Raw genomic sequence first — 23,860 nt, forward strand, 5'->3', positions numbered from 1 at the left:
ACATTATGAGAAAAAACATATTTATATGTATCATTTTTACTGTATCAATTTCAGCATGCACAGAGGAACTAGACAAGGAAATTAAGATAGAAGCTAATAGTAGCCTTTATGATTTGTCAGAAAGTGAAGCACTTGCAATTGCCAAAACATTTCACGAATCTGTAACATCCGAACCACAAACTAGAGATAATTATACCGCATTTGATGTAAAAAGCACATACAGACTACACGCTTCTGAAAAAACAAGAGCTTTATCAAGTGAAGAACTCCCCTTGGTTTATGAAATAGAGATAAATAATGGTCTGGAAAATGGAAGAATTATTGTTTCTGGAGATAAAAGATTTCAAGAAGTACTCGCATATATGCCTTCATTCAATGATTCGCTTTATCAAGTCTCCTTAGGGCCGAATATTATGATGCAAATGGCGAAGAATACTTTATTGGATAAAATCCAAAACTATAAAAACGCATTGTCTACACGTTCTTACCCTGTTGACCCTATACCAGGAGAAGTAAGTGTGATGATTGTGCCTTTCTGTAGCACCCAATGGTCACAAAGTGCACCACACAATCGTTTATTACCCAAAGCATGGGTACAATATGCTGAAGGAATCGGAAGTAGACCGGGATCGGCATGGTATGATAACTATTATACAGGAGAAGCGGTTATAAGCATTGCTCAAGCAATGGCTTACCTACAACCATATATAAGCATTAACGGAGTGTATATTAATTGGGAAACATTAATTATGGAGAAAAACGACACAGTACCCGAATGGTGGGAGTTAGCAGGAATTTTATCCAAATACATATATGACACTATTGGAACATATCCAGTATGGGGCAAAGCCTATGATGACAAATGGCCACAATCTTCTATTGTAAATGCCGTTGTTGCCATGGAAACTCCAACAGATAAAATATCTGCAGCCTTGAATTCTTCTCAATGTGGGCTGTTTTGTGATAAAGATCAGAGTTGGAATTTAGATATAGTAAAAAAGTCGTTACTTTCTCTATATCCTGTTTTAGTAGGAGATCGAAATAGACTGGCTTTTCTAGTAGACGGTTATGCAATTAATGAAGATAATTCAACTTACCTCCATTGCAACTTTAGTAAAAATACAAATTTTGATGGATATTTCTTAGTTAATAATGACGGAGGAATTACATTTGAACTTAATGGATTAAAATATAAAGATGTAAATCTTGGGATAATCGCCAACATAAGAAACAAATAGATAAGAAACAAATGTATACAAATACAGATTACCCTTTCATCGTTTATCATGAAATCTATATCCAAGCCCCAGCATCAAATTGTTGGGGTCTTTAAACTTGCTCAACTGATACCCTACATGCAGAAACAAATGGCGTGTAATGTAAGTCTTGAGAGCCAGAATTTGGTAGAACCCTTTCATATCACCACCGCTGTATATCAGATTCCGACCGACACCGACATTGATAGAAAAAACAGGCATCACCAGTTCTGCCCGAAGAGATAACCCCATGGCAAATTGCTTACGGAAAGGAGGACGATGAAACTTCAAATCGCTTGAGTAAAACTCGCCCACTCTATACTCCTTAAGATTGGCACTTTCATCATATTGCGCATCCGCAGAAAGCCCTGCCCGAAAATAGTTGTTGAAATTATACATCGGGGCGAAATTGATGCCCACCACACCGAACGAACCAGGAATCATACTCGACACATCGTCTCCAATCAGTCCTCTTTTGCGGGTGGCTCCGTAGATCACCAAGTCATAGCTGACGTGAGGCTTTATAAAGAGCCGTCTAGGAGTGATGGAACCGGGTGCCTCATCCGCGTCCAAAGTGCGTACGATGCCGATTCTTCCTCCAATAACATTAAGACCGCCATTAGGATAATGCGTGTTTCCATTGGAAAAATGGGTGAGATCTACACCTGCCGCCAGTTTCCAGTACTTGTGAACTTGCCAGTTCAGCAAAAAGCCGAGATTGATGTACGCATTGATCTTGGAGCCAATCAACACGTTTTGCGGATTGGATAGTTCGTCATATTTCCTCCAGCCAAAAGAAGCTCCGAAGTTCCATTCGTAATCGAGCGATAGACGGGGCGACAGTTGCGCGATACGTGACCCCTGAAAAGCGTATACCGACACCGGATTTCCCAATTCAACGGGACTAAAGAAGGTCTGGTAGGAAACGCCAATGCCCTGATAGGTATGAGGAAAGAGCCTGCCGAGATTGGATTCTTTGCTAAATCTGAAAGCGTACTTGAGATGGAAAGAAAGCGATTGGTCGATTTTCTTTTGCTGCATATTGTCTCCTTGCAGAAAACTATGGGTGGAGACGATATAGCCCGGACGAATGTCAAAGCCAAGCTGATGGCGGATCAGGGAATGGCTGACGCTGTCGTTCCGTTGTCCGATGATTGTCTGGGCTTCCAGATTTGCGTTGATTGCCGGATATACCAGAAGGCAAAAGAGGCACAGCAACCGTATGGCGTTCCTATTTCTAATCATTGATATGCTAGTTGTTGAAAGGTATATCCTTGTGTGTTATATAATATTTTACAGGCATTTCGCTATGCAACGTGCCGGTTACGATTCGTTGTTTCTTGGTTTTGGAGTGAGAAACATAGAGGGTATATCTCGTTTCCAACCAATCATACATCATCGATAAGGTGTAGTATCGAGAAGTCCGGGGAGGAATTATGTCTTTGTTCTGTTCCGTACTAGAGCAAGGCAACATTTGTTGCTCAGAAATGAATGGCGCCCGTTTGCCGTTCATCACTAAATATCCGTCTTTCATACTTGGTATTTCCACTGTCAGACCGGCTTCGCCCAGTAGTTGAAAAGCTTCGGGCACATCGCTTTTGAACCTCATAAAATGGTAAAAAGCCTCGAAAGGAAAAAACGTGTATGTAGACGAAACATCTGTTAAGTTATGAAAGGAGACGCCTTCTTTTTTCTCTATCTTGTTTTCCGGATCGTAAGAATATGCATTCAAAGAATAAATGATACTATCCATCACATATCTGTCTCCCGGAGAAATCTCGACGTGTATCTCCTGCCACTCATATTCGTTGCTTGCCGTGAGCAGGAATTGAAAAGGAGCGGAAAGGGCATTCTCGCCCACCGTTATCTTCACTTCTTCGGGATGAACACGTTCGATGGTGAAATCAATCATCTCTCCGGTGCACACAATCTTTCCCAATCCGTTCAGCGATGGACCTTGGTCATTTGTTACCAAGCGATTGTCCGCATCATATACTTTATATTGAACGGGAAGACTAGAAGCTGTATACATTGCTAACCAATCCCAATTGGCAGCTGCAAATTGAATAGTGGCAACATCCCCGTTCCCGTCCAGCGTCAGTTCGGAATCGGAAGGACGGAAGTCGTCGACAAATACGTCTCCGTTACAACCATAAAACTCCCCCAGGATGAGAAGGCAGACCGTCAGGTATAGGAATCTTTTCATATTGTTTTCTCTCTTGTTCATTCTCTTTTGTTCTCTACGGACAAAAGTAACATATATTTTCAGGAACAGCATACAAACCCGCATTAAGAAGTGTTATTATCACCTGATTAATTGCCGCATACAGTGGCTAACAAGATACAAAATTTTATAATAAACTGATTTACTATATTTTATAGAGTGTATAAAAGAGTAGTTTTGCAATTTAGTATCATTTTAGCACCACTATTTAGCCATCATAAATAAATCAAGATATGACGCAAATGTCATTGGACAATTAACTTCTCGGGCTGCATAATCCACATTCGTTTACCCCCGTTCTCAAATCGGTCAACACCTTCCAGAGATAATCAGATGGTTAATTTACAGCTCCAACAAATAGTTATTCGTTGATTTTATATTTGTATTGCGTAATTTTCCTACAATAATCGCGTTTATAGTTTGTCGTATGAGATTTTATTTGTACCTTTGCACCGTACAATAGATAAAATCAACGATTATGATAGCAGAGTTCAGCATTGAGAATTTTTTTTCCATTAAATCGGTTCAGAAAATCAGTTTTGAGCCGTCGGTAGATACTTTTATGTCTGATGAATATTCGTATGAAGTTAAGGACGGTGTAAGATTGCTGAAAGTGGGCATCATCTATGGTGCCAACGCTTCCGGTAAAACGAATATATTAAATGCCATTGAATTTTTCAAGATGCTGGTTTTAAGAATGCCTAAAGACAGGACTGAGAAAACCGGGGTTGTTCCTTTCATGTTGGATGACACTTCAAGAAACGAAAAGACAAAGATGTCAATGGTGTTCTATATCAATCAGTCGAAGTACATTCTTAGTTTTGAATTGGATGCAAAGCATATCTATTCCGAGACATTGATTGTTTATGATTCCATTCGCCCGACCAAGCTGTATAACCGAAGTTATGATGCCGCGACAGATTCCTCGACTATCGACTTTGGCGTAAATCTGAAAATGACAAAGAAAAGCCAGGATGTGATTTCCGGCAACACTATCAATAATTGCAGTGTGCTTGCCGCATTTGGCAAAAGCAACGTGGAACGGACAAGGCTGAATGATGTGTACGATTATTTTGCCAAGCAGGTAAAAGATGTACTGGCTCCCGGTATGTTGCTTTCGGGATATGTCAAATCACGATTGGATAAAGACGAGGCAGGAGATTTGAAGAAATTCATTTTGAACTTCCTGAAAGCATCCGATTTCAATATAGAAGATGTGGTATTACATGAAGAGGAAGAGCTGATTACACCTGAATTGGAACAACTGATTCAGAATGCCCCTATTGATAAAGATGCAAAAGCTGAAATGCTTAGAAAGGGGAAAATTACAAATACGGAACTGACCTTTAAGCATAAGGCAGGCGATAAAGTATATGATTTGTCGGAAGAATACGAGTCCAATGGCACCATGAGGTTCTTGGGAATGGCGGTGATACTGAATTTCTTATTAAAGACCAATCGGTTTGTGCCCATTGATGAAGTGGAGACAAGTATTCATTATGAACTGTTGGCTTATTTCCTGAAAGTCTTTCTGGCAAACAGTAACGGAACATCCCAAATGCTCCTGACCACACACGACATCAATCTTCTCAACGAGGATTTCATTCGCCGTGATACGATATGGTTCACCGACAAAGACGAACTTGGCGAAACTAAAATAGTACGCCTGTCTTCTTTGGGACTGCATAAGAATCTTTCCCCATACAATGCTTACAAGCAGGGAAAATTGGTAAAGTTGCCGTTCTTGGGTAGTCAGTATATCAACTTGAATGACTAATGATATGGGACGGACAGTAACAAAAAGTATCGCCATCATAGGCGAAGGAGAAACGGAATGGTTCTATTTCGACTCTCTGAGGATTGCGTGTCGTTATCCTTTCAAGGTCGCTCCGGATTTTCCGCAGCACAGCGACATCAATCATATACTGAAACTGGTAGAATCTTATTTGAACAAGCAATACGACTTTATCGTATGCCTGTTTGATATGGACAGACTATTTCAGTTTCCATCTGAAATGCAGTTGTATCAGCGGGCAAAGAAAGAGTATAGCAAGAAGAAATATGCCGGAAAGGTAATGTTTGTAGAAACGAATCCGTGCACGGAGTTTTGGTTTCTACTCCATTTCTTGCCTAATGTAGTTTGTCGGCGATATGAGAGTTACGAACAACTGCTTCCCGAATTACAGAAATATATGCCGGGGTATGAAAAGACAAAGCGATATTTCATACGCACCAACCTCTATAAATACCTGACAGAGAATGGTGATTTGGAACGAGCTATATCAAACTCAGAAAAGTTATGCCAACTCTGCAAGGAATCGCCAGAGGATTTGAAGGCATATTCGGAGGTACATAAGGTGATAGAGTTATTAATTAATTTATAAAATATACATTGATAGAAAATATGAGTTTCGACAAAAACAAACATTTAGGAGAAGTGTTAGATACACACAAAATGTGCCACGTGCAGGATTTCGTGAATAAAGTAAAAAAGCGTAGAGAGGAGATTAAGGCCAAAATGCACGACCATTATGGTTGCGACAAGTATTCTTCGTTTGGTTCTGGCAGTTTTGCTAAGCATACTGCCACTAATGTGAAATTCGACCTTGATTTGGTGGAACCGTTCAAGTATAATGCTTTTGGAACATTACAAGAGATGTTTGACAGTGTGCACGATTTCCTTGCAGATGAATACAAGAATACTGGTGTGACCATTCGTAAGCAAAAGGTTTCCATTGGTGTTAGTTTTCCTATTGAAGAGGGGGATGAGAAACCGGTTGAGCTTGATGTTGTACCTGGTAGAGAATTAAATAATAACGACTATTCTGATTCGTATAACCTGAACTTGTGCTTTAATGAAGACCATTGGGGATTCAAAAAAGGATCGAGCCAGAAAACGAATATCCAGAAGCAGATTTCGCATATCGAAGGTAAGTCAAGTGAACGTCAAATTATTCGTCTGCTTAAAATATGGAAAAAGCAAAAAGATAAGAAATATAAGTCTTTCGTTATTGAACTGGCCGTAATTAGAGCCTTAGATGGTTATAATGGTGACATGGGTCTTTGGCCAAGATTAAAATACACGATGGAGTATCTACGTGACCACATCGCGGAAAGTAGTTTCCACCTTTTTGACCCAGGTAACACGAACAACGATGTCGTGGGGACTATGCAGGACTACGATAGACAATCGTTTAAATCTGATATGGAAAGCATGCTCAACAACATAGACAGTAATCCTGATTTATATTTGCCCTACTACTTCAAGGTAAACGAAAAATATTGCGGATATAAAGAGAAAGATACAGGTGCTGCTTATCCTACAAGTACAAAACGGTTCGGATAGTAAAATATGATGACTGTAGATAAAATAAAAGAATTGATAGGTCTCATTCACGGCGTTAGTCTTATTGAAGATTTTATCATTGATGAAGCAGGCTCCTTAAAAGGTCGTATTGCCGTGGTTACAGATCAAGAACATGCTGACTTGGAATGGTATGTAGAGATTAGTCCTACTTATCCGTTCAAAACTATGGGCATGGAACCTATCCATTTTCAAAATAAAAATCTGCTGGATTATCCACACATTATGCAGGGCGGCAATCTTTGCATGCACCCTGCGGAATATGATAATGCAGAGAGTCAGTTTGTAAACGACTTGAAACAGTTGAAGGAATGGGTTGAGGAATACTATGTAAGGGGAGAAAAGGATGCTCACTACGAGCATTTGGTAGTGAATCATCATACGATTCGCGGGCAGTATTATACTTTCTGTTTCGCAGAGACTCAAGAGGATTTTACTGAAGGAGACTACGGAATAGTACACTATACGCCATTACCAACAGGTCGTAAAAAAGACACGCCAGTTATCAACTATGTGGTACAAAAGTTTGTGTCGTGCGTACAGGTAAAGAAGACGGAAATGTTCTGTAGGATTAGTAAGTCCTACCAAGAATTAAGGTCGTTTAAGGGAGTATATTGTCTGCTGAACAACATTCCATCGGTATACAACAAGTTTATTGTTGAGAATTACAATTCTATCAGGGGACTATTCTCGCAGAGTCAGAAAAACTATATCCATAGTTTTGTGGTATCGCATAGAGACAAGTATGATTTCTTCCCGTTGTTTTGTGGATATAGAATTCCCGAAGGTGGCGTTCACTGGCAGGCAATGATTCTCTTCATGGATGATCTGCCGATAGAACCTGTGCGGATGGGCACTGGTAAGAATAGGCTTTGGCTAACTGATTTTAGACAAGGGCAAATCCAATGGGCAGAAACTGTGGATATTTCCTATAAGTATTTCTTTGGGCGTGGAGCTATGCCCAAAGAACTGGCTAATAAGAAAATGCTGATTATGGGTGTCGGGGCTATAGGAAGTATTTTGGCAGAAACTCTAACAAGATGTGGTGCGAAAAACCTGACTCTATATGACATAGACAATAAGGAACCTGGTAATGTTTGCCGGTCTGCATATCCTTTTTATACAGGTATAATTGAGAAAACCTTGGATATAACGAGTTTACTGACGCAGATTTCGCCTCATGTTGAATGTACCAGTTTGAAATCTATTGCTGACTTAGTGATAAAAACATATGCGGCAGGGCATGAGGACAAAAGTGCTCTAGCAGAATTCTTTGACGAGTTTGATGTGATATTTGATTGTACAACGGATAATCAACTGATGCGGGTAATGGATTCTATTGGGACGAAAGCCCAATTGGTTAATCTCTCAATAACCAATCACGCACAAGATTTGATATGTGCCTTTTCTCCTAATGTAACAGAGACTGTTTTGTTGGTTTATGGCTTATTTAAACACGATGTGGAAACCGACATGTACAATCCTACGGGTTGTTGGAATCCAACCTTTAAGGCTTCGTATAATGACATAGAATGCAAAGTGCAAGTCGCCGTGAAACATATTATCAAAATGTTGAGCAAGCAGGAACCATTAAGTGATTTTTATATAACAGAAGACGACTTGAATTTAAAGATAAACAAGTTATGAAGTATTATTTGTCAAGTAATGATTTGTATATAGAGATACCAACCTTAGTATTCAACCAAATAAAGTTGCAGGCTGAGGGCGAATACCCCAATGAGAACGGAGGGATGCTCGCTGGACGATATTCTAAAGATAAACATACAGTGTATATAGAAAAAGTTGTGGTGCCTGTGGAAAAATTGACTGGCAGGACAAAGTTTATGCGCATTACCAAGGGTTTGGAAAATGTATGGGAACAATTAGCCAAGGAGGGGTTGCAATATGTGGGCGAATGGCATAGTCATCCAAATGGTTCCACACAATATAGCAGTACAGATTTGGCGGCTATGATAGATATTGAGAAGGAAGTGGCCATTGAGAATCCGTTACTACTGATAGTCAGTGTTAGAAGTAATGGACTTAGTGCTCATAAGTTTTATTGTTATATGAATAATCAATTGTTGGAATACAATAAAATGATAGATTTAAAGGATTTATTTCATGGCTTGCAGAACCAAATGTTGGCTAGCCTGAATGTAAACAGGGAATTTATTGAACATCCCGGCAGCAAAGGTGATGCTACGGAGCAACATTGGATAGAGTTTCTACGCACATACCTTCCTGACAGGTATAAGGTGGATAAGGCTATTGTGATAGATTCGACGGGCAATGTTAGCGAACAGATGGACGTAGTCATTTATGACGCGATTTACACACCCTTCATATTCAAGCAGGATGGTTTTATGTATATACCGGCAGAAAGCGTGTATGCCGTGTTTGAGGTAAAACAGGATGTGGAAGGACATATAGAATATGCAGCCAAGAAAGTTGAGAGCGTGCGTAAACTGAAAAGAACAAGTATTAGTATGGTCTCCTCAGGAAAAACTACGCCTGCCAGAGCATTGACTAAGATAATAGGTGGTATTTTAACTACAACGAGTTCGTACCGTGGGAATGATACGGTAATAAAGCAGTTAGAAAAACTGAAGGGCTTACAGACTTTGGATTTGGGATGCTTCTGTGATGCTGGTAGTTTTTATATTGATTATAAAGAGACTGTACCTGAATATATAGACCCAATCAAGGATAATCGTAAGTATATAGAAAAAGTGTATGAGAGTCGCGAAGTAAACGAGATTGAGTTTAGCAATAAGAATGTGTCTCTCTTCACATTTTTCCTTCAGCTTGTGAGCTATTTGAAGTCCATTGGTACTGTACCCGCAATAGATATTAATGCATATCTAGAGGCTATTAATGCAAAAATTGATGAAGATATTTAAAAGTAAAGGTACGACAGATTTCGTGAGCTTCCACATAACTATATCTCATTTCAGAACATAGATAGAAAGGGTAGAAGATATGCCTACCAAAAGAAGCCCGTAAATACGGTTTGTTCTTATGTATTGCTACCCAAATGCCTCGTGATATACCATTAGGGACATTAAGTCAAATGGGAACATTTCTGGTTCATAGGTTAATTAATGAGCAAGATAAAAAAGCAGTTGAAAGTGCCGCATCTGCAGCAAATAGAAATATTCTTTCTTTCCTTCCTATTTTGGGAGAAGGTGAAGCTTTAATTGTTGGAGTTGATTTTCCAATGCCCCTTATTGTGAAAATCAATACTCCAACAAAGAAACCAGATTCAAGAACCCCTAAGCTTACAAAACGATAAAACTACAGTCTTAATATTGGCAAAGTGCTTACTATATCTACTGTTTGACAAGAGAGCATAACCACCGACAGAAGCAGGTCGAGGATATAACGGGGTTGTTCGTGTTCTCGCGACCAGTCGTTTGGATCATTTTTGATTTGGGACGCTTTATCAATTGTGATGGCATAGCGTTCCATTATCCACTCGATAGCGGATTTACCATTAACGACATATTCGTATGCTTTGAGCGGAATGTTCTCAATGGTAATATGGTCATTATAGATGATGCGTGCCTTATCAGCAACGAGCTTTCCACTTTCGTCACGAATTTTGGCAAACCTCATTTTATCAACGGCAAAGTATTGGTAGGTTTCGTTCGTCCAGTTGTTTTGCCAAATGTCCATATCGCCATTTACTCTGACAGCACAAGCACGATGGGCAATCATTGGCATTGCAGCGAAAAACAGATAATCTCCATCTTGCCCAACAGCCTGCTCGTTTATGCTTTGTTCATAGTTCAGGTGCAGGTCGGCAAGTTCTTTGCCTGCTTTATAAAAGGACATAAAGTCCTGTACACTATCCACAATGGGGATGCGTGGCAATGACTTCTTCAAATCATCGGCAAATCGTTCACGGTATTGCTTAGAATGAAGCAACCCATACACATAGTAGAATATGTGTTCTTTGGTAATGGCTTTTGAACCTCCGAAACGGCTACGGACTTCTTTCAGAATCCAGTCGGTTATTCCGTCCCGGCGAATATATTTGTCTGTTTCCGCATCATCAAAAAGTGTAGCTTGGGGATTCTTGTTTTCCTCATACCAATATAATGGGTAGAACTGGCAATTAAATTGCAATTGATAATCAGGAATATAATGGGTAACTATAGTTGAAGCATCTTTATTAGAACCTTTTCCATTTACGCATAAGATAATCTTATCTGTATTCAGTGGGAACAAATCCTTACATTGTCCTGGGCTTTCTATCAGGCTTGGAGAATAATATAAGTTTGTCACACAGAATGGCCTATACGAACATTCCATAAGTCTTTCTCTTTCAAACTTTAGTAAAGTTCCACGCGACAAGAAATTTCTTAATGAACGAGTCCAACTTACTTTAGTTGTATCAGTATCTATGAATGATTCAACAGACAACGCCTTTTCTTGTGATTTAATTGTTTGAAATTCGCGGCATTGAGCATTGTAATTATTAATCAAGCAATTAATATTGTCGTCCAATTGCGAATTAGAAAAATTGTTAACCCAAACATCTCGACCTGTGGCTACTGCTGGTCCATTATGATTAAAAATGCCAACACCTTTTTTATCAAACAGTGGTATTAGATTATCAAATACCCCATCACGTTGATTTATCCAATCAGCCTTATCATTAGGCGTAATAATCTGCCATTCCAATTTCTGCGAAGAAATGGAACGGAAATCTTTTACCAGTTTGAGCTTCTGCTCACGAGTGAGGTAATCACCTATGTCATGATAATGGATAACTGCCTTTTGCCCTTTCTTTGCCGGATTTTTGACAAGGAAAGTTATGGCGATAGGAGTACGAGAACCGCTTCCAAAAATTTTTCCACCTTCTTTACGGGATAATTCTCCAGAAGTGCGCTGATTTCCACGCAAATTCAGTACATAAACAGATGTAAATTCTTCCTCTATACATCTGCGCATACCATCTTGACCGATACCATCAAGCCATGCACCATTGCTTATGAATGCTACAATACCTCCTTCATTTTGTGGAATACGGTCAGAAGCCCACCGAAATGCTTTCACATAACTGTCGTAAGTTGATTTACTGAGTCCTGCTAAACTTCTTTTTGTATAAGTTTCACTCAGTCTCTTTTCCATAGCCGGATATACAGTATTTTGTGCATTGTCATTAGCCGATTTCTGACCGATAGAATACGGCGGATTTCCGACAATTACCCTCACGTGTGTAGCCATCTGCTTCTTTACCCGTTTGGAATTGTCTTGAAAGAATTCCGTGAAAAGTTCGTTATGTTTCTTCTCTGCCAATTGGAACGTATCGGTCAGACAGATACCGCTATACGGTAAGTAAGTCTCCCTGTAGGTAATGTCATGGAATACAGATTCGATATTCACATCAGCAATATAATAGGCCAGCAGCACAATTTCATTGCAATGAATTTCATTCCGATATTTGCGCTCCATATCCTCAGGACGGATAAGGCCGGATTGCAACAAACGAGTAATGAAGGTACCTGTACCTGTAAATGGGTCAAGAATATGAACGTTTTGCTCCGTCAGCGAAGTATTGAACTCTGCTTTGAGAATATCATCCACTGAACGGATGATGAAATCCACACATTCCACCGGTGTATAAACAATGCCCAATTTCTCCACTGTAAGCGGAAATGCGCCTTTGAAAAACTTTTCATAAAGGTTCTTTATGATTGTCTGCTTACCCTCCAAATTATCAATACCGCCCACATTTGTCCTTACCGATTGGTAGAACTTCTCCAGTACCTCGGTATCCTTTTCAAAAGCCTGTTCTTGCAATATGTCTATCATGCGTTGCATAGAACGGCTCACGGTGTTGTTATTGACAAACTGGTAATCTGAAAACAGAGCATCAAATACAGGTCGGGTGATGATGTGCTGTGCCAGCATTTCAATGGCTTGGGCGGCATCTACCGATGGATTAAGGTCTCGCTGTAACCCCTTTAAATATTCATTGAAAGCCTTTTTGTGTACACCGGACTGAATAAGTTTGGAAATACGCTCAATAAATTTGTGCGCAATAAGACCAACCTCTTTTGCCCAATTCTCCCAATAAAGACGGTCACCGCACTTTTCTACCAGTTTGGCATACATACCGTCCTGTATCTCCCCGAAACGAAGTTCCAACTGTCGGGCAATTTCTGCATTCTCAATTTGTTGTGCTTCCGCTTCTCCGTCATTTGTACCCAATCCCGGTCGGCCTATGGTAACAGACGGTGTACCTGTCTGAGTGTTTGGTTTCTGCTTGTTGAGGGCTATTTTGTTTACCATCGCATTGAAGCGGTCATCGTGTGAACGGAGCGCATTCAAGATAGCCCACACCACATCGAATGTCTTGTTGTTGTCAAGAGCTTCCTCCGCCGAAATATCAGATGGCACTACAATAGGGATGATGATATATCCATACTTCTTTTCATCGGATTGCCCCTTGTGGAATGTACGTATCACGCGGCCAACCGACTGCACCACATCCACCTGCGAATTACGGGCAGAAAGAAACAATACGGCATCGAGAGACGGCACATCCACACCCTCGGACAGACAACGCACGTTGGTTACAACACGACATTCACGTTCATTGTCTGGCTCTTCCGCCAGCCATTGCAGGATTCCATTACGCTCCTGCGAGTTCATAGAACCATCTATATGCCGTGTCCTTACTGAAACGGTATGCGAAAGGCTTTCTGAATCAAGATTCTCTTCGTATTTCCCAGATATTCTTGGAAGTACCGAAGCTACATATTTTGACGTTCCGGCTTTTGTCTCGTTGCCTATGGCTGAACAGAACGCCACGGCACGGCGCATCATGCGTGGGTCGGCATCCCATGTGCGATGGTCGTCGCCATGTATCATTTTTGACAATCCGTTTATTACCCCAATGAGCTTTGATGTGTCGTCAAAATTCAGTTCGGTGGTAGAATTGGTGATGTCTTGTTTTATGTTGGCAGGTACATCATCTTCGCTAACAGTAAGGACAAGCACCTTGTAATCCGTCAATAAGCCATTTTGAACGGCGTATGAGAAATTCACACGATAAAATTCCTCTCCATAAATGGCTTTATCATCCATCGAGCAGAGAATGCAATCCTTTTCCGATGCCTTTATCTTGGCAGATTCCCCATACAAACGCGGCGTGGCAGTCATATAAAGGCGTTTCCGACCTTGTACATTCTCATTGGAATGTATCTTGATAAAGTTGCTCTCATCCTTTTCGGCTATTTTTACGCCGGTAGTGCGGTGTGCTTCGTCACAGATGATGAAGTCAAACACGCCGTATTCTCCGTTTGTCTTGGATAATATCTCTCGCTGCGCAGCAGAAACGGCATCTATGGATTGGTAGGTGGAGAACACGACTACCAAGCCGTCATGATTCCGATATTTCTTTAATTGGGATGCAATGGATTGTGGATTGGTGGATGCAGGTACGGCAAGGTCAACCACGCTGTCATCCGTATCATCAGATCCCTTGGTGGTCTTGCGTGAGGCTTTGGAATCGGAACAGATGCAGACAGCCTTAATGGGCTTCTTCGCATCTGCCGACCATGCGTTGAGCGACTGCCCCAACAAGGCGATGGACGGAACCATGAACAGCACCAAGCCTTTGTTGCCAAACAACTGTTCCGCAATGAGCAGCGAAGTGTAGGTTTTACCTGTACCGCAAGCCATAATGAGTTTGCCCCTATCGTTGCCATCTGACATATAATGAACGTATGCTTTTGATATGGCATTCAATTGGTGTTCACGAGGCTTCTTGCCCTCCACCAGTGCAGAATTGCCGGTTAGACCGTCCATTATCTTTTGCCAGTCCACAGGAGATGAAACAAGGTCTGCCATACCGATGCGCGTAACAGGTGGTTCCTGGTTTCGGATAGCCTCTTCTGCATTAGCTCCCCAATGGTTTGTGGTTGAAATCCAAATACGATTTGAAAAACGGGCAGTTTGGAATGTTACCTCGTTTGTGAACGTGCGGCTGGAAGTGGCGAGAAATGAATCTACAGCAGGTTTATCTATGATTGTATTCTCAGCATAGCATTTACACTGGATAGCCCAATAGTCACCCAATTCAGTTTTGGCCACAAGGTCGATACCTGTGTCATTACCTCCAAAATCGTTTCGCCCCGGAAAATCTTCCCATAGCCAGACCGATTCAAGCTCATTATAGCGTGGGTCTGTTAATAGCCATGAGCGCATCAGTCGCTCAAACTTTGTACCTTTCTCCCTTTCCGTGAATGATTCGGTACGAAATTTATGTAGTATTTCCTTGAAATTCATCTCTTGATAAGAGATATATTTCAAAGGAACGGGCTCTAATAATCAGTGCTATACTGGCAAAATCTGACGAATTTGCAAAACAAATTCTCACAAATTACCTTTCATATATCATTATAAATGAGGAATGAACACGGTATTTGAAATATTATGCGTACCTTTGCAATATCAACTATAACTCTTATCAAGAGATTCGTCTTTTCGCTCAACACATTTCACCATAAATATCCGGTCAAAAATCTTTCAGGATAAGGCTGTTCGCCTTGTCCACCACGCTTGTGTCAAGCGATGCGAGATAGATGCGCGTGGTCTCTTCCGAATCATGTCCCATGCCCTCGCTGATGACGGAAAGAGGGATGTTCTTGCTCTTGGCAACGCTCGCCCAACAATGCCGGGCAACGTGCATGGTCAGCGGTATGTTCAATCCTGCCAGACCAGCAACTTCCTTCAACGCCACATTGATGCGGCAGATGGCGTTACGGTATTGTGTCCGTTCATCGGAACAGGGGTTTGTAATTATCGGCAAAAGGTAACGGGTAGCCGTGTTCTCGCCGTACTTGGCGATGATGTCTTCCATGCACCTCTCCCATTTGACGGTGAGCTGCTGTCCGGTCTTTCTTCTCCGGTACGTGATTATTCCGTTCTTCAAGTCCGATTTTTTCAGATAGGCCATATCAATGAATGACATTCCACGGGTATAAAAAGAGAAGAGGAACATATCCCTTGCATAATCCAGATGCGGTTTCAGAGTCAAATCAAGTTCCTTAATGTGCTTGATAGACTTCAATGGGATGGCGCGTTTTACCGTCTTCCCGATGCCAGTGTAAACGTGCTTGAAAGGATGCTTCTGTTCCGTCAGTTCCTTTTCCACTGCACGGTTGTAAACGGCACGGAGTATGCGCATATAAAAGGAAACCGTGTTGGGGCAGATGCCCTTGCCTTTGAGCCAGGCCTCGTAAAGCATCATGGTGTTGCCGTCCATCTCGTACAAGAGTATGTCCTGCCCCTCACGGAACTTCATAAAACTGGCCAATGCCGCCGTATAGGTTTCTGATGTGCGGACTTTGCCAAGCTGCTTCAACTGTCCTATGATGCCCTGCATGAAACGAAACAGCGATTGTTCGCCCGTTTGCCCGTTGAACTTCTCGACGATGCTGTCAGCGGAATAAATTCCTCCCTGCCTGTCGCATTGGACGACTATGGCTTTCAACCGTCTGGTGTCCCAGTCAATATGTTCCGCCACTTCACGGAGATACCGTTTCCTGTTTTCGCCGATTTCGGACAGGATTTTCACAGAGGAAGTTCTCTTGTCCCATTCCGTGTCAAATATGCGGTAGTCCGTCTTAACTTGGCGGACTATGCGCCCGTGGATTACCTGATAATATATGCTGCCCTCCCTGCCGCTTGCGGTGGAAGGACGAAATTTCACTTTTATGGATGCCATTCACTTTATTTTTGTCGTTTGGATTGATTATCTTCTTCTCTCACTGTCTTGACCTGCCTGTTGAATATGGCCAGCGTGGAATCCGCACCGACAACATCCACCAGTTTTTCGTATGCTCCGACGGTCACGGCCAGTTCCGGGTGCAACTCGTTAAGCATGATTGTAGTCACATGGTGTTTGTCTGCAACCGTTCTCAACCGCCTGTTTTCTTCCCGGTACTCATGCCATTGTACCCAACTGGCGGCAAACAGGGCAAAGAATACGAGCATACAACCGATACCAGCCCATGCGTAAGGGTTCTTTTGCCAGCCATCGGGAACTTTGCTCCATAACAGCCTTATTGCGTTTATTGCCTTGTCCGGGCGGATTATCTGCCATAGTTCCGATATGGCACTTTGCTTTTGGCGTGACTTTTCCGAAGCCAGTTTGTCATTCTCAATGTGGCTTGTCAGCCTTTCCAATATCTTGTTGAGCTGTTCCTTGATGGTGAGAACACCATGTTTGCGCATATCCTTCTCGTTGGCTTCGGTGTATAACCGCAGACTTGCTACCGCTTCATCACCTATTGATTGCTTGTATTCCTCGATGGCTTCCTTGCTTCCGAAAATGGCATTGACATTTTCCGGTGCATTGCCATTGAAGAACCGTATAACAGGCTCCAGCTTCGCTTCCAGCCTTTTCAATGCCTCGTTCTTGTCCGGGCTATCCTTTGCGTCCAGTTTTTTCTTGATTTCCTCGATGTCCACTGCCAATGCCCCGATAAGGTCGGTTAAGTTCTGCTTGTTGTCCTTCATCTTCTCATCTTTCTTGGTTTATGCCTGTTCTTGTTGTTGTCATTCTCGCTCCAGCCGCTTTCGTTTCCTCCACCTCCGCCGCCGGATGATACCTTTGCTTGGTGCGGCTGTACGCACAGCTCCATGAGTGCTCCGATGGTCACTTGAACGATGTTTGAGCATGATTCAGCAAGACTACAACCGTTGCTGTCCGTTTCCGCTCCGGCTGATGGAGGTTGTTCTATAAAAGTACCTGCCGCATGGCTGTCCTTTGCCATACCTTGCATGGTTGGTGATGTCCGTCCGTCAAATCCGTTGTCCGGCACTCGGGGCTGCCATTCCATGCCCTCGGCAATATGGCTTCCGAACAGCTTGTCTAACTTATAAAAGCTCATGCTCCGGTCTATCCGTGAGCCGCTGAATGAGATTTCATTCTTCGTGAACGACACACCGATTATTTTACCTTCGTTCCTATTGTATTTGAAATTCACCCCGATGCCCTGTTTTGCCAGCCTGTCGCACAAATCCGACCAGCAGCTACAAAAGGGCAGAGCCGCCTTGATAGCGTCATAGATTTGGTATTTCACCTTGTCCTTACCACACAGGCGGTCACGCTTCACGTTCATCTTACCCTTGGAGAAGTGTAGCCCGTATTCCCTCGTGAGAGCCTTGCATATCTTCACGTTGCGCACATTATCGTTGCTGTCGCTGATGGTGTTCCCGTCATTGTCCACCCTGTTGGCCACGATGTGCAGATGCTGGTGTTCCCTGTCGGTATGGCGGCACACGATGTACTGGGTGTTCGTTATGCCCATGCGCCGCATATACTCACGGGCGATTTCGACCATCAGGGCATCCGTCAGCTTGGGTGCGTCCTCGTGTGCGAAGTCCAGCGAGATATGGTACACCGGATTTTTCAGCTTGCGTCCCGGCTTGTCATCCGCCTGCCCCTGCATACTTCTTGCGATGGTGGCGTTGTCATCAAGCCTCACGTCCTTGCAGTCGATGATCCTTGCCTTTTTCGGGTTGTTCACGTAGTTCACCACTCTGGCGAAGCTCGCCCGTTTTTTCAAATCGCCCATCATATCTTCCCGATGATTTTGTTGAACTCGTCCAGCAAGTCCATGATTTTGCCTTTCAAAAGAGAAAAGCCCTGTTGGTGCGCCATCTTCGTCAGTTGGTTCAGGTTGTTGCACCCTCCCTCCAGCATCCTTATCTGCTGCCTGTCCTCCTGTGTCCGTGCCGCCACGACTTTGCCGTGCAGTAACAGTTCGCGCAGGAAGTGCGACGGTTTCTTGCCTGCATCTGTAATCCGTTTCATAACCGCTTTCCATTCGGCAAGCGTGAGCCGTGTGGATATGGTCTTTGTCCGCGCCTTGCCTTTCACCGCCTTGGGGCGGCCTCCCTTGTTCCTGTTCTCCTGATATGTCATATCCGTTTTCTTTTATCCGTTAAACCGTTCTGTTTTTTAGGGCTGTAATCCGGGCTTGCCGTTTCCCGTGTGGCCGGGTCGCCATTGGTGGCGTAGTTTTCGTGGACGAAAACATTAACTTGCCAACCCTAAAAAATATCCCTTCTAAAACGCTGTCGCTTGCCATTCCTGCCGCTTCATTCCTGTGGCTGTTCCTATTCCCGTGAACCGGATAAGGTACTGTCTTCCTCTAAAAATGGTGTGTTGTCGGCGGCATCCACGACTGCATTTTCTGCGGTGCTTTCCACTTCGCTTTCGGTTGTTGCAGCCGTTTCGGTTTCCGCTGTTCCTGTACCTTCTATAATAGGATTGGAACCGATCGGATTCATGGACGGCAAGCTATCCGTTCCCTCTGACGTTTCTTCTGTCGGTTTTTCTTTCTTCTTCCTTGCCGAACTGCGACGCAAGGTCTCTAATTGTTGCCCGTTGAAAAGGAAAATCCGTGCCCCTTCGTATGCCTTGACTGTCTGGCGATATGTCGGATTCTCGATGAGCCGCCCTGCTATCATCCACGACTTCACGCACACCATGTCTATGATGGAAGTCACGGGATTGGAATCAACACGGATTAGCCCGCGTTCCGAGAAATCCTCCAACAGGCGGGACACCGCCTTGCGCCCGATGCCCCATTCCTTGGCCAGTACCAGCATGGAGCCGTCCACCTGTCCGGGATGGACGGCATAGCCCAATCCCCGTTTGGTGTTCATCACTTCCGAAACCGCCATTTTCGACAAGAGGGAAAGAAGATAGGTAAGGTTGCATATCCCGTCCGTGCTCCCGTGCAGGAAGTACCACGCCTCCACGGACATTGCCATCTCCAATTTGTAGCACGGCAAAACAAGCTGTTTCAAATTCTTCATAAGCCTTGACATTTTTTTGTTGTGCGTCTTACAAATTATCCCTTGGCGTTCTTGTCGGCCTTCCTGTTGGTGGCTTTCAGGCTCTTGATGCGGTCTATCTGTTCCTTGGGAAACAGGACACGCCGTCCTATCCGCTGTCCTTTGATGTGTCCCAGCTTCTCATGCCGCCAGATGGTCGCTATGCTTACGCCCCATTTCTCCGCCAGTTGCCGGATGGTGTAATACTCCGATGTGTCCTGTGGCGCCTGTTCCTGCCGGTATTCCTCAAACGCGCACCTCACGCTTGCGCCGATAAGCTGTTGAAGCTCGTCGCGCGATACCAGTACCATTTCTGTCTTATCTGTCATAATTCACTGATTTTAAGTTTATGGCGGCAAAGGTAGGGCAATAATAAAACCTGTGAATTTGTGGTATTCTGTGAAATGGCACCGCATGAAAAAAGCCGTCAAACAACTGGTGCTTAACGGCTTGTGGAAGTCTGTGGGTTGTGGTGAATTGTAGCCACCTGTGGGTTATGTCACTATTTTATCATGGGAAGCAGCTCTTTGAGCTTCGTTATAAAGGTTTTCTCCACGTTGTACTTGGCGAGGCTTTCGGGTGTCAGCCCCATGGAACGGGCTGCGGATACCCTGTAACCTTTCCAGTCCTTGAAGTAGGCCTTGGACAGCAGGATTGCGACACAGCGCATCTTGCCCTTTACGCAACTGCCGTATATCGTGGAATAGTCGGCACGCATGACGGCACGGAGGAAGTCCCGGTCGGAAACGGCATTGCCGTCCAATAGCGGTTTGCCCTTGTCGGGGCCGCTCTGTACGGTGAAAGTGGTAAGGAAACGGTACAGCCTTAAAACAGGAACCTGTGCGGTCGTACTGAACGCGCCGCCTTGCATTGTATCTGTGGCGATAAAACCGGATGACGCTTCTTCCGTACAAGAGGGTATTGTTTTGGATGTTGCCGACTTGGACTCGTTCTCATGCAGCACGTTTCTTTTGACATATCCCATCGTCATGGCGATATGGAACATCTTTATTCCGGCGGACTGCGCTTTCACATCGTCATTTTGGGGCAGCATGGAAAGGTGGACGGCTTCTGCAAAATATTCCGTGCAGAGTTGCGCCAAATCCTTGTCGTTGGCATTGACAATATACTCCTTGACGGCTTGGATTTTAGCCTTGTCCACTTTGGCAAGCATGGCATACATTTCTTTCCCTCTGTTCCCGTCTGAATCCTTTGCACACTTCCGTATGGCGGCACGGATGGTGTCAATGCAGTCGGTGGCTTCGGTGCGTATCATTGGTTTGGGAGAAATATCAGAACCTTCCGGCGATACTTTCTCCTGTTCTTTTTCGGGAAAGAAGTATTGCCTTATGACTTCCATGCTCAGGTAAGCCACACCTGTACGGAAAGCCGCCTTGTTCAAGTCCGCATATTTGGAGCAGATGCCGTGAAGCCTTTTCGTGTCATCGTGCAGCCCGACGAATTTCCGTGCCAGTTCCTTGTCCTCGTGTTCGGTGACATATTCCCTGATGCCGGCCAAAAGAAAAGGCAGGGGTTTCAGGCTGTATCGGATGTTCCGGCAAATATCCTTACAATCCGTTTTGCCACTGCCGGAAGACTTGCCGGCAAGCGATTCCGCAAGTTTCAGGGTATCACTGATTACGTTGGACAGTTTGAAAAGGTCGCTAATAATGTCAAACCTTGATTTCTCCATAAGCACCTCCTTATATTTTGATGATACCCTTGAAATCCTTTAACGCTATGACGGCCTTTTCCTCCGCGTCCAGTTTCAGGTAGCGGCGCAGTTGCGCCTCGCTGCTGTGTCCGGTGATGGCTTGGATGGAAGGCAGAGGGACACCAGCCTTGTACGCGTTGGTGGCGAAACTTCTCCGGGCTGTATGTGAAAGGAGCATGTCGCAGAATCTCCTTCCACGTTTGGGGTTGAGACGCTTCTCGTCAAAGCCGCAGTCGTGTGTCCAGCCGAGCAACAGGCCGATGGTCTTCACCAGCTTGTTCATTTCATTGGGATGAACCGGGGGCAGCTTGCCGTCATACTTGGCAAGTATGGCTCTCACGCGCCTGTCAACGGGGATATAGACTTTCTTTTCCGTCTTCTGCTGGGTGATGAGTATGAACTCCGTGCCGCCTATTTCCGTTATCATGTCCTCGCATATCCTTGAATAGTCGGAAACACGCTGCCCGGTCAGACAGCCCACAATGAAAATGTCCCTTACGTGCTCCAGTGTCTTGATATGGGTGATGCGGCATTTTGAGATTTGCGCTTGCTTCTCATCTTCATCTATATCCAGAGTCTTCCACCTGCTGATGACAGCCTCCTTGGTGGAAAGGTCGAGGTTGAGCATTTCCTGTATCTGTTCCGGCATGAGGTAGATGTTGTCCACCTCCTCCTTTTTCGGCACGAAGTCGGAATGACGGAAATCATCGCATTTGGTCAGCTTGTCCTCGTAGGCCGCCTTTGCCACCGTGCGGACATCGGTCATGTACGAGTTGATGGCGTTGGGCATTAAGCCCCGTTCTTTCCAGTAACCGACAAGGCTATTGCGTGTCTCCATCGTCATGTCATCCAATCCGAGTTTGCGGTGTGTTTCCTTTTGGTAGTTGCGAATCTGTTTTTGGATAATGCGCAGACCTTTTATATAGGCAGGTGATACCTTCACGGTACGGCCTTTCTTGGTGCGCCGTCCGGTCTCCATGTCTTCTATATAAGAGGTGAGGAAATCCTCGAACAGCATCCTGCCCTTGGGCTTGACCTCCACAATCTGCATCATCCCGTTGAGCACATCGTGTTTCACGCTCTCGATGATGTTCTTTGCCTCCTTGGGGTTGAAGTCGTCCGCTTCGAACGCCACCTTTATCCTCGCAAGGACTTGGGCGAACTGCCCGTACTTTATCCCGATGCTCGACATCAGGGCTGACGAGGTGTATTGCAGGCTGCGGTACTTTTCCCATTCAAGCTGCTTGATGGTGAAGCCCGTCACGACCTTCATGTTCGCCTTTCCGGTGCGCACACGGGCATAGATGGAACCGTAGTCCTCTTTTCCTGCCTTGGATGATTTGATGAAGATGAAATCCATACGCGATATATCTTGGTTACTGTGATGCAAAGGTACAAAATATATCCCGAAATATGGTATCAAATAGTACCAATATTTTCTAAAACCGTGAAATTTCGTGAGTATTCAAACCAAATGAAAACATCTACAAATAACTGATATACAAAGATGACCTGTAAAACAGAATTTCACTGAATATATTTAGTGAATAGTGGCGGACGATAAAACACTGCTAAAACAATATATGGCAAGTAAATGGACTCGACACGACAAGGGAACGACAGAATTGAAAAGCACCGCACTCGTGTTTCAAGAATGAAAACTAGCTAGAACAGTTGAATGGAGAAAAGTTACTAATTAATCAAACAGTTCTTTCAATACCTCCAGTGATTTCAATGCCGGGAAGTCAGGCAGATGCAAACGATAATAATCATTCATAATCGTCAGGCAACGAGTACGCTCCGCACGGCTCATACCAAAAAGATGCATGGTCTCATAGTTCATGCGCATCAACTGACGGAGACGGGCGGCCTCTTCAGGATTGATATAAGAAGAATGTAATTGGGGACGAATGGAAGTGAAACAGGCATTCAATAAATCGAAGTAATCGCCGGTATGATAATCTTCCAGGTTCGGGTAAAGCCCCAGAAAACGCGAAAGACGCATCAGAAAAACCAGATGAAAATTGGCAAATCCCTCTCCACACTCGTCCAGCCAAATGATAGAATGTTGCAGATAGGCAAACAACGGACGGTTCTCTGCCTCCTCCCGGATAGCCCTGTAAAGAAACTCCGACAGGAAAAGTGCCATCGAAGACTTATACGGATCATAAGGTATGGAAGAAAATGGATAAAAGGATTTCGCTTCCTTCACACGATAAAGTGTCGCATTAGGCCGATAGTCAGCCTCGAACTCGATAAAAGATAACGGCTGGAAAAGTACGGATTTCACAGCCGCTTTTCGCGAACGAGGCACTGTTACAAGAAAAGAAGCTCTGCCGGACAACTCCGTATACATATCTACAATGATAGAAGTATCATTGTATTTCAACGTATGAAGAACTATTCCTTTCGTTTTCTGCAGCATAACTGAATAA

General features: G+C 43.8%; 19 protein-coding genes. 7 read left to right on the forward strand and 12 right to left on the reverse strand.

Features of this window, described 5'->3' with window-relative positions; all coding sequences use genetic code 11:
• The first annotated feature begins 5 nt into the window (after positions 1-5).
• Positions 6-1,238 carry a C10 family peptidase gene (locus tag AB5217_RS06870; protein WP_004298222.1) on the forward strand — a complete coding sequence of 411 codons (1,233 nt, stop codon included), beginning with the start codon at positions 6-8 and terminating at the stop codon, positions 1,236-1,238.
• Between the two features lie 36 nt (positions 1,239-1,274).
• Here the strand turns inward: AB5217_RS06870 and AB5217_RS06875 are convergent, their stop codons facing one another.
• A complete protein-coding gene (locus tag AB5217_RS06875; protein ID WP_004322474.1) occupies positions 1,275-2,501 on the reverse strand; it encodes an acyloxyacyl hydrolase in 1,227 nt (408 codons plus the stop codon).
• 7 nt (positions 2,502-2,508) lie between these two features.
• Positions 2,509-3,462 carry a hypothetical protein gene (locus tag AB5217_RS06880; protein ID WP_032842883.1) on the reverse strand — a complete coding sequence of 318 codons (954 nt, stop codon included), beginning with the start codon at positions 3,460-3,462 and terminating at the stop codon, positions 2,509-2,511.
• Positions 3,463-3,958: 496 nt separating this feature from the next.
• Between AB5217_RS06880 and AB5217_RS06885 the strand changes: the two genes are divergently transcribed.
• From AB5217_RS06885 to AB5217_RS06910, 6 genes are all read left to right on the forward strand, one after another.
• Positions 3,959-5,257 carry an AAA family ATPase gene (locus AB5217_RS06885; RefSeq protein WP_118049844.1) on the forward strand — a complete coding sequence of 433 codons (1,299 nt, stop codon included), beginning with the start codon at positions 3,959-3,961 and terminating at the stop codon, positions 5,255-5,257.
• A 4-nt stretch (positions 5,258-5,261) separates the two neighbouring features.
• Positions 5,262-5,864, forward strand: coding sequence for an RloB family protein (locus tag AB5217_RS06890; protein WP_118049858.1), 603 nt, complete (start codon positions 5,262-5,264; stop codon positions 5,862-5,864).
• Between the two features lie 20 nt (positions 5,865-5,884).
• Entirely contained in the window at positions 5,885-6,826 is a 942-nt protein-coding gene (locus AB5217_RS06895) for a hypothetical protein (RefSeq protein ID WP_055170320.1), read from the forward strand.
• A 9-nt stretch (positions 6,827-6,835) separates the two neighbouring features.
• Positions 6,836-8,491, forward strand: a complete 1,656-nt coding sequence (locus AB5217_RS06900; protein WP_182009271.1) for a ThiF family adenylyltransferase — start codon at positions 6,836-6,838, stop codon at positions 8,489-8,491.
• Positions 8,488-9,747, forward strand: coding sequence for a DUF6602 domain-containing protein (locus AB5217_RS06905; RefSeq protein WP_055170324.1), 1,260 nt, complete (start codon positions 8,488-8,490; stop codon positions 9,745-9,747). The genes AB5217_RS06900 and AB5217_RS06905 overlap by 4 nt, the downstream gene beginning before the upstream one ends.
• Positions 9,748-9,881: 134 nt before the next feature.
• The gene (locus tag AB5217_RS06910) at positions 9,882-10,139 is read left to right on the forward strand and encodes a hypothetical protein (RefSeq protein WP_229031946.1); all 258 of its coding nucleotides are present in this window, start codon (positions 9,882-9,884) and stop codon (positions 10,137-10,139) included.
• A gap of 2 nt (positions 10,140-10,141) precedes the next feature.
• Here AB5217_RS06910 and AB5217_RS06915 read toward each other — a convergent pair whose 3' ends face one another.
• The 10 genes from AB5217_RS06915 to recO form a co-directional block, all read right to left on the reverse strand.
• Positions 10,142-15,148: a DEAD/DEAH box helicase gene (locus tag AB5217_RS06915; protein ID WP_368112674.1), complete on the reverse strand. Its 5,007-nt coding sequence runs from the start codon at positions 15,146-15,148 to the stop codon at positions 10,142-10,144.
• A 229-nt stretch (positions 15,149-15,377) separates the two neighbouring features.
• Positions 15,378-16,589 carry a site-specific integrase gene (locus AB5217_RS06920; RefSeq protein ID WP_118049848.1) on the reverse strand — a complete coding sequence of 404 codons (1,212 nt, stop codon included), beginning with the start codon at positions 16,587-16,589 and terminating at the stop codon, positions 15,378-15,380.
• A 5-nt stretch (positions 16,590-16,594) separates the two neighbouring features.
• Positions 16,595-17,383, reverse strand: coding sequence for a hypothetical protein (locus AB5217_RS06925; RefSeq protein WP_250700237.1), 789 nt, complete (start codon positions 17,381-17,383; stop codon positions 16,595-16,597).
• Complete coding sequence (locus tag AB5217_RS06930; RefSeq protein WP_270758902.1) at positions 17,380-18,447, reverse strand: relaxase/mobilization nuclease domain-containing protein; 1,068 nt, start codon at positions 18,445-18,447, stop codon at positions 17,380-17,382. The genes AB5217_RS06925 and AB5217_RS06930 overlap by 4 nt, the downstream gene beginning before the upstream one ends.
• Positions 18,444-18,794, reverse strand: a complete 351-nt coding sequence (locus AB5217_RS06935; protein WP_117699559.1) for a plasmid mobilization protein — start codon at positions 18,792-18,794, stop codon at positions 18,444-18,446. The genes AB5217_RS06930 and AB5217_RS06935 overlap by 4 nt, the downstream gene beginning before the upstream one ends.
• 194 nt (positions 18,795-18,988) lie before the next feature.
• Positions 18,989-19,693, reverse strand: a complete 705-nt coding sequence (locus AB5217_RS06940) for a hypothetical protein (RefSeq protein WP_118049851.1) — start codon at positions 19,691-19,693, stop codon at positions 18,989-18,991.
• A 35-nt stretch (positions 19,694-19,728) separates the two neighbouring features.
• Positions 19,729-19,974 (reverse strand): helix-turn-helix domain-containing protein, encoded by a 246-nt coding sequence (locus AB5217_RS06945; protein ID WP_223382234.1) that lies wholly within the window; start codon positions 19,972-19,974, stop codon positions 19,729-19,731.
• Positions 19,975-20,213: 239 nt separating this feature from the next.
• Positions 20,214-21,404 carry a hypothetical protein gene (locus tag AB5217_RS06950; protein ID WP_118049852.1) on the reverse strand — a complete coding sequence of 397 codons (1,191 nt, stop codon included), beginning with the start codon at positions 21,402-21,404 and terminating at the stop codon, positions 20,214-20,216.
• A gap of 10 nt (positions 21,405-21,414) precedes the next feature.
• Entirely contained in the window at positions 21,415-22,785 is a 1,371-nt protein-coding gene (locus AB5217_RS06955) for a site-specific integrase (protein ID WP_118049853.1), read from the reverse strand.
• 336 nt (positions 22,786-23,121) lie between these two features.
• Complete coding sequence (gene recO, locus AB5217_RS06960; protein WP_004298226.1) at positions 23,122-23,850, reverse strand: DNA repair protein RecO; 729 nt, start codon at positions 23,848-23,850, stop codon at positions 23,122-23,124.
• Between the last annotated feature and the right edge of the window lie 10 nt (positions 23,851-23,860).

The organism is Bacteroides sp. MSSM.1001136sp1_RTP21357st2_D2_RTP21359_211015 (assembly GCF_040913205.1).
GTDB classification, from domain to species: Bacteria; Bacteroidota; Bacteroidia; order Bacteroidales; family Bacteroidaceae; genus Bacteroides; species Bacteroides ovatus.

What these genes read in the sequence shown, in the direction of transcription:
- AB5217_RS06950 (WP_118049852.1), bottom strand. Translation starts at nt 21,404, where the DNA reads ATGGAGAAATCAAGGTTTGACATTATTAGCGACCTTTTCAAACTGTCC.
- AB5217_RS06935 (WP_117699559.1), bottom strand. Translation starts at nt 18,794, where the DNA reads ATGACATATCAGGAGAACAGGAACAAGGGAGGCCGCCCCAAGGCGGTG.
- AB5217_RS06870 (WP_004298222.1), top strand. Translation starts at nt 6, where the DNA reads ATGAGAAAAAACATATTTATATGTATCATTTTTACTGTATCAATTTCA.
- AB5217_RS06920 (WP_118049848.1), bottom strand. Translation starts at nt 16,589, where the DNA reads ATGGCATCCATAAAAGTGAAATTTCGTCCTTCCACCGCAAGCGGCAGG.
- AB5217_RS06900 (WP_182009271.1), top strand. Translation starts at nt 6,836, where the DNA reads ATGACTGTAGATAAAATAAAAGAATTGATAGGTCTCATTCACGGCGTT.
- recO (WP_004298226.1), bottom strand. Translation starts at nt 23,850, where the DNA reads ATGCTGCAGAAAACGAAAGGAATAGTTCTTCATACGTTGAAATACAAT.
- AB5217_RS06890 (WP_118049858.1), top strand. Translation starts at nt 5,262, where the DNA reads ATGGGACGGACAGTAACAAAAAGTATCGCCATCATAGGCGAAGGAGAA.
- AB5217_RS06925 (WP_250700237.1), bottom strand. Translation starts at nt 17,383, where the DNA reads ATGAAGGACAACAAGCAGAACTTAACCGACCTTATCGGGGCATTGGCA.
- AB5217_RS06880 (WP_032842883.1), bottom strand. Translation starts at nt 3,462, where the DNA reads ATGAAAAGATTCCTATACCTGACGGTCTGCCTTCTCATCCTGGGGGAG.
- AB5217_RS06915 (WP_368112674.1), bottom strand. Translation starts at nt 15,148, where the DNA reads ATGAATTTCAAGGAAATACTACATAAATTTCGTACCGAATCATTCACG.
- AB5217_RS06905 (WP_055170324.1), top strand. Translation starts at nt 8,488, where the DNA reads ATGAAGTATTATTTGTCAAGTAATGATTTGTATATAGAGATACCAACC.
- AB5217_RS06955 (WP_118049853.1), bottom strand. Translation starts at nt 22,785, where the DNA reads ATGGATTTCATCTTCATCAAATCATCCAAGGCAGGAAAAGAGGACTAC.
- AB5217_RS06940 (WP_118049851.1), bottom strand. Translation starts at nt 19,693, where the DNA reads ATGAAGAATTTGAAACAGCTTGTTTTGCCGTGCTACAAATTGGAGATG.
- AB5217_RS06895 (WP_055170320.1), top strand. Translation starts at nt 5,885, where the DNA reads ATGAGTTTCGACAAAAACAAACATTTAGGAGAAGTGTTAGATACACAC.
- AB5217_RS06910 (WP_229031946.1), top strand. Translation starts at nt 9,882, where the DNA reads ATGCCTCGTGATATACCATTAGGGACATTAAGTCAAATGGGAACATTT.
- AB5217_RS06875 (WP_004322474.1), bottom strand. Translation starts at nt 2,501, where the DNA reads ATGATTAGAAATAGGAACGCCATACGGTTGCTGTGCCTCTTTTGCCTT.
- AB5217_RS06930 (WP_270758902.1), bottom strand. Translation starts at nt 18,447, where the DNA reads ATGATGGGCGATTTGAAAAAACGGGCGAGCTTCGCCAGAGTGGTGAAC.
- AB5217_RS06885 (WP_118049844.1), top strand. Translation starts at nt 3,959, where the DNA reads ATGATAGCAGAGTTCAGCATTGAGAATTTTTTTTCCATTAAATCGGTT.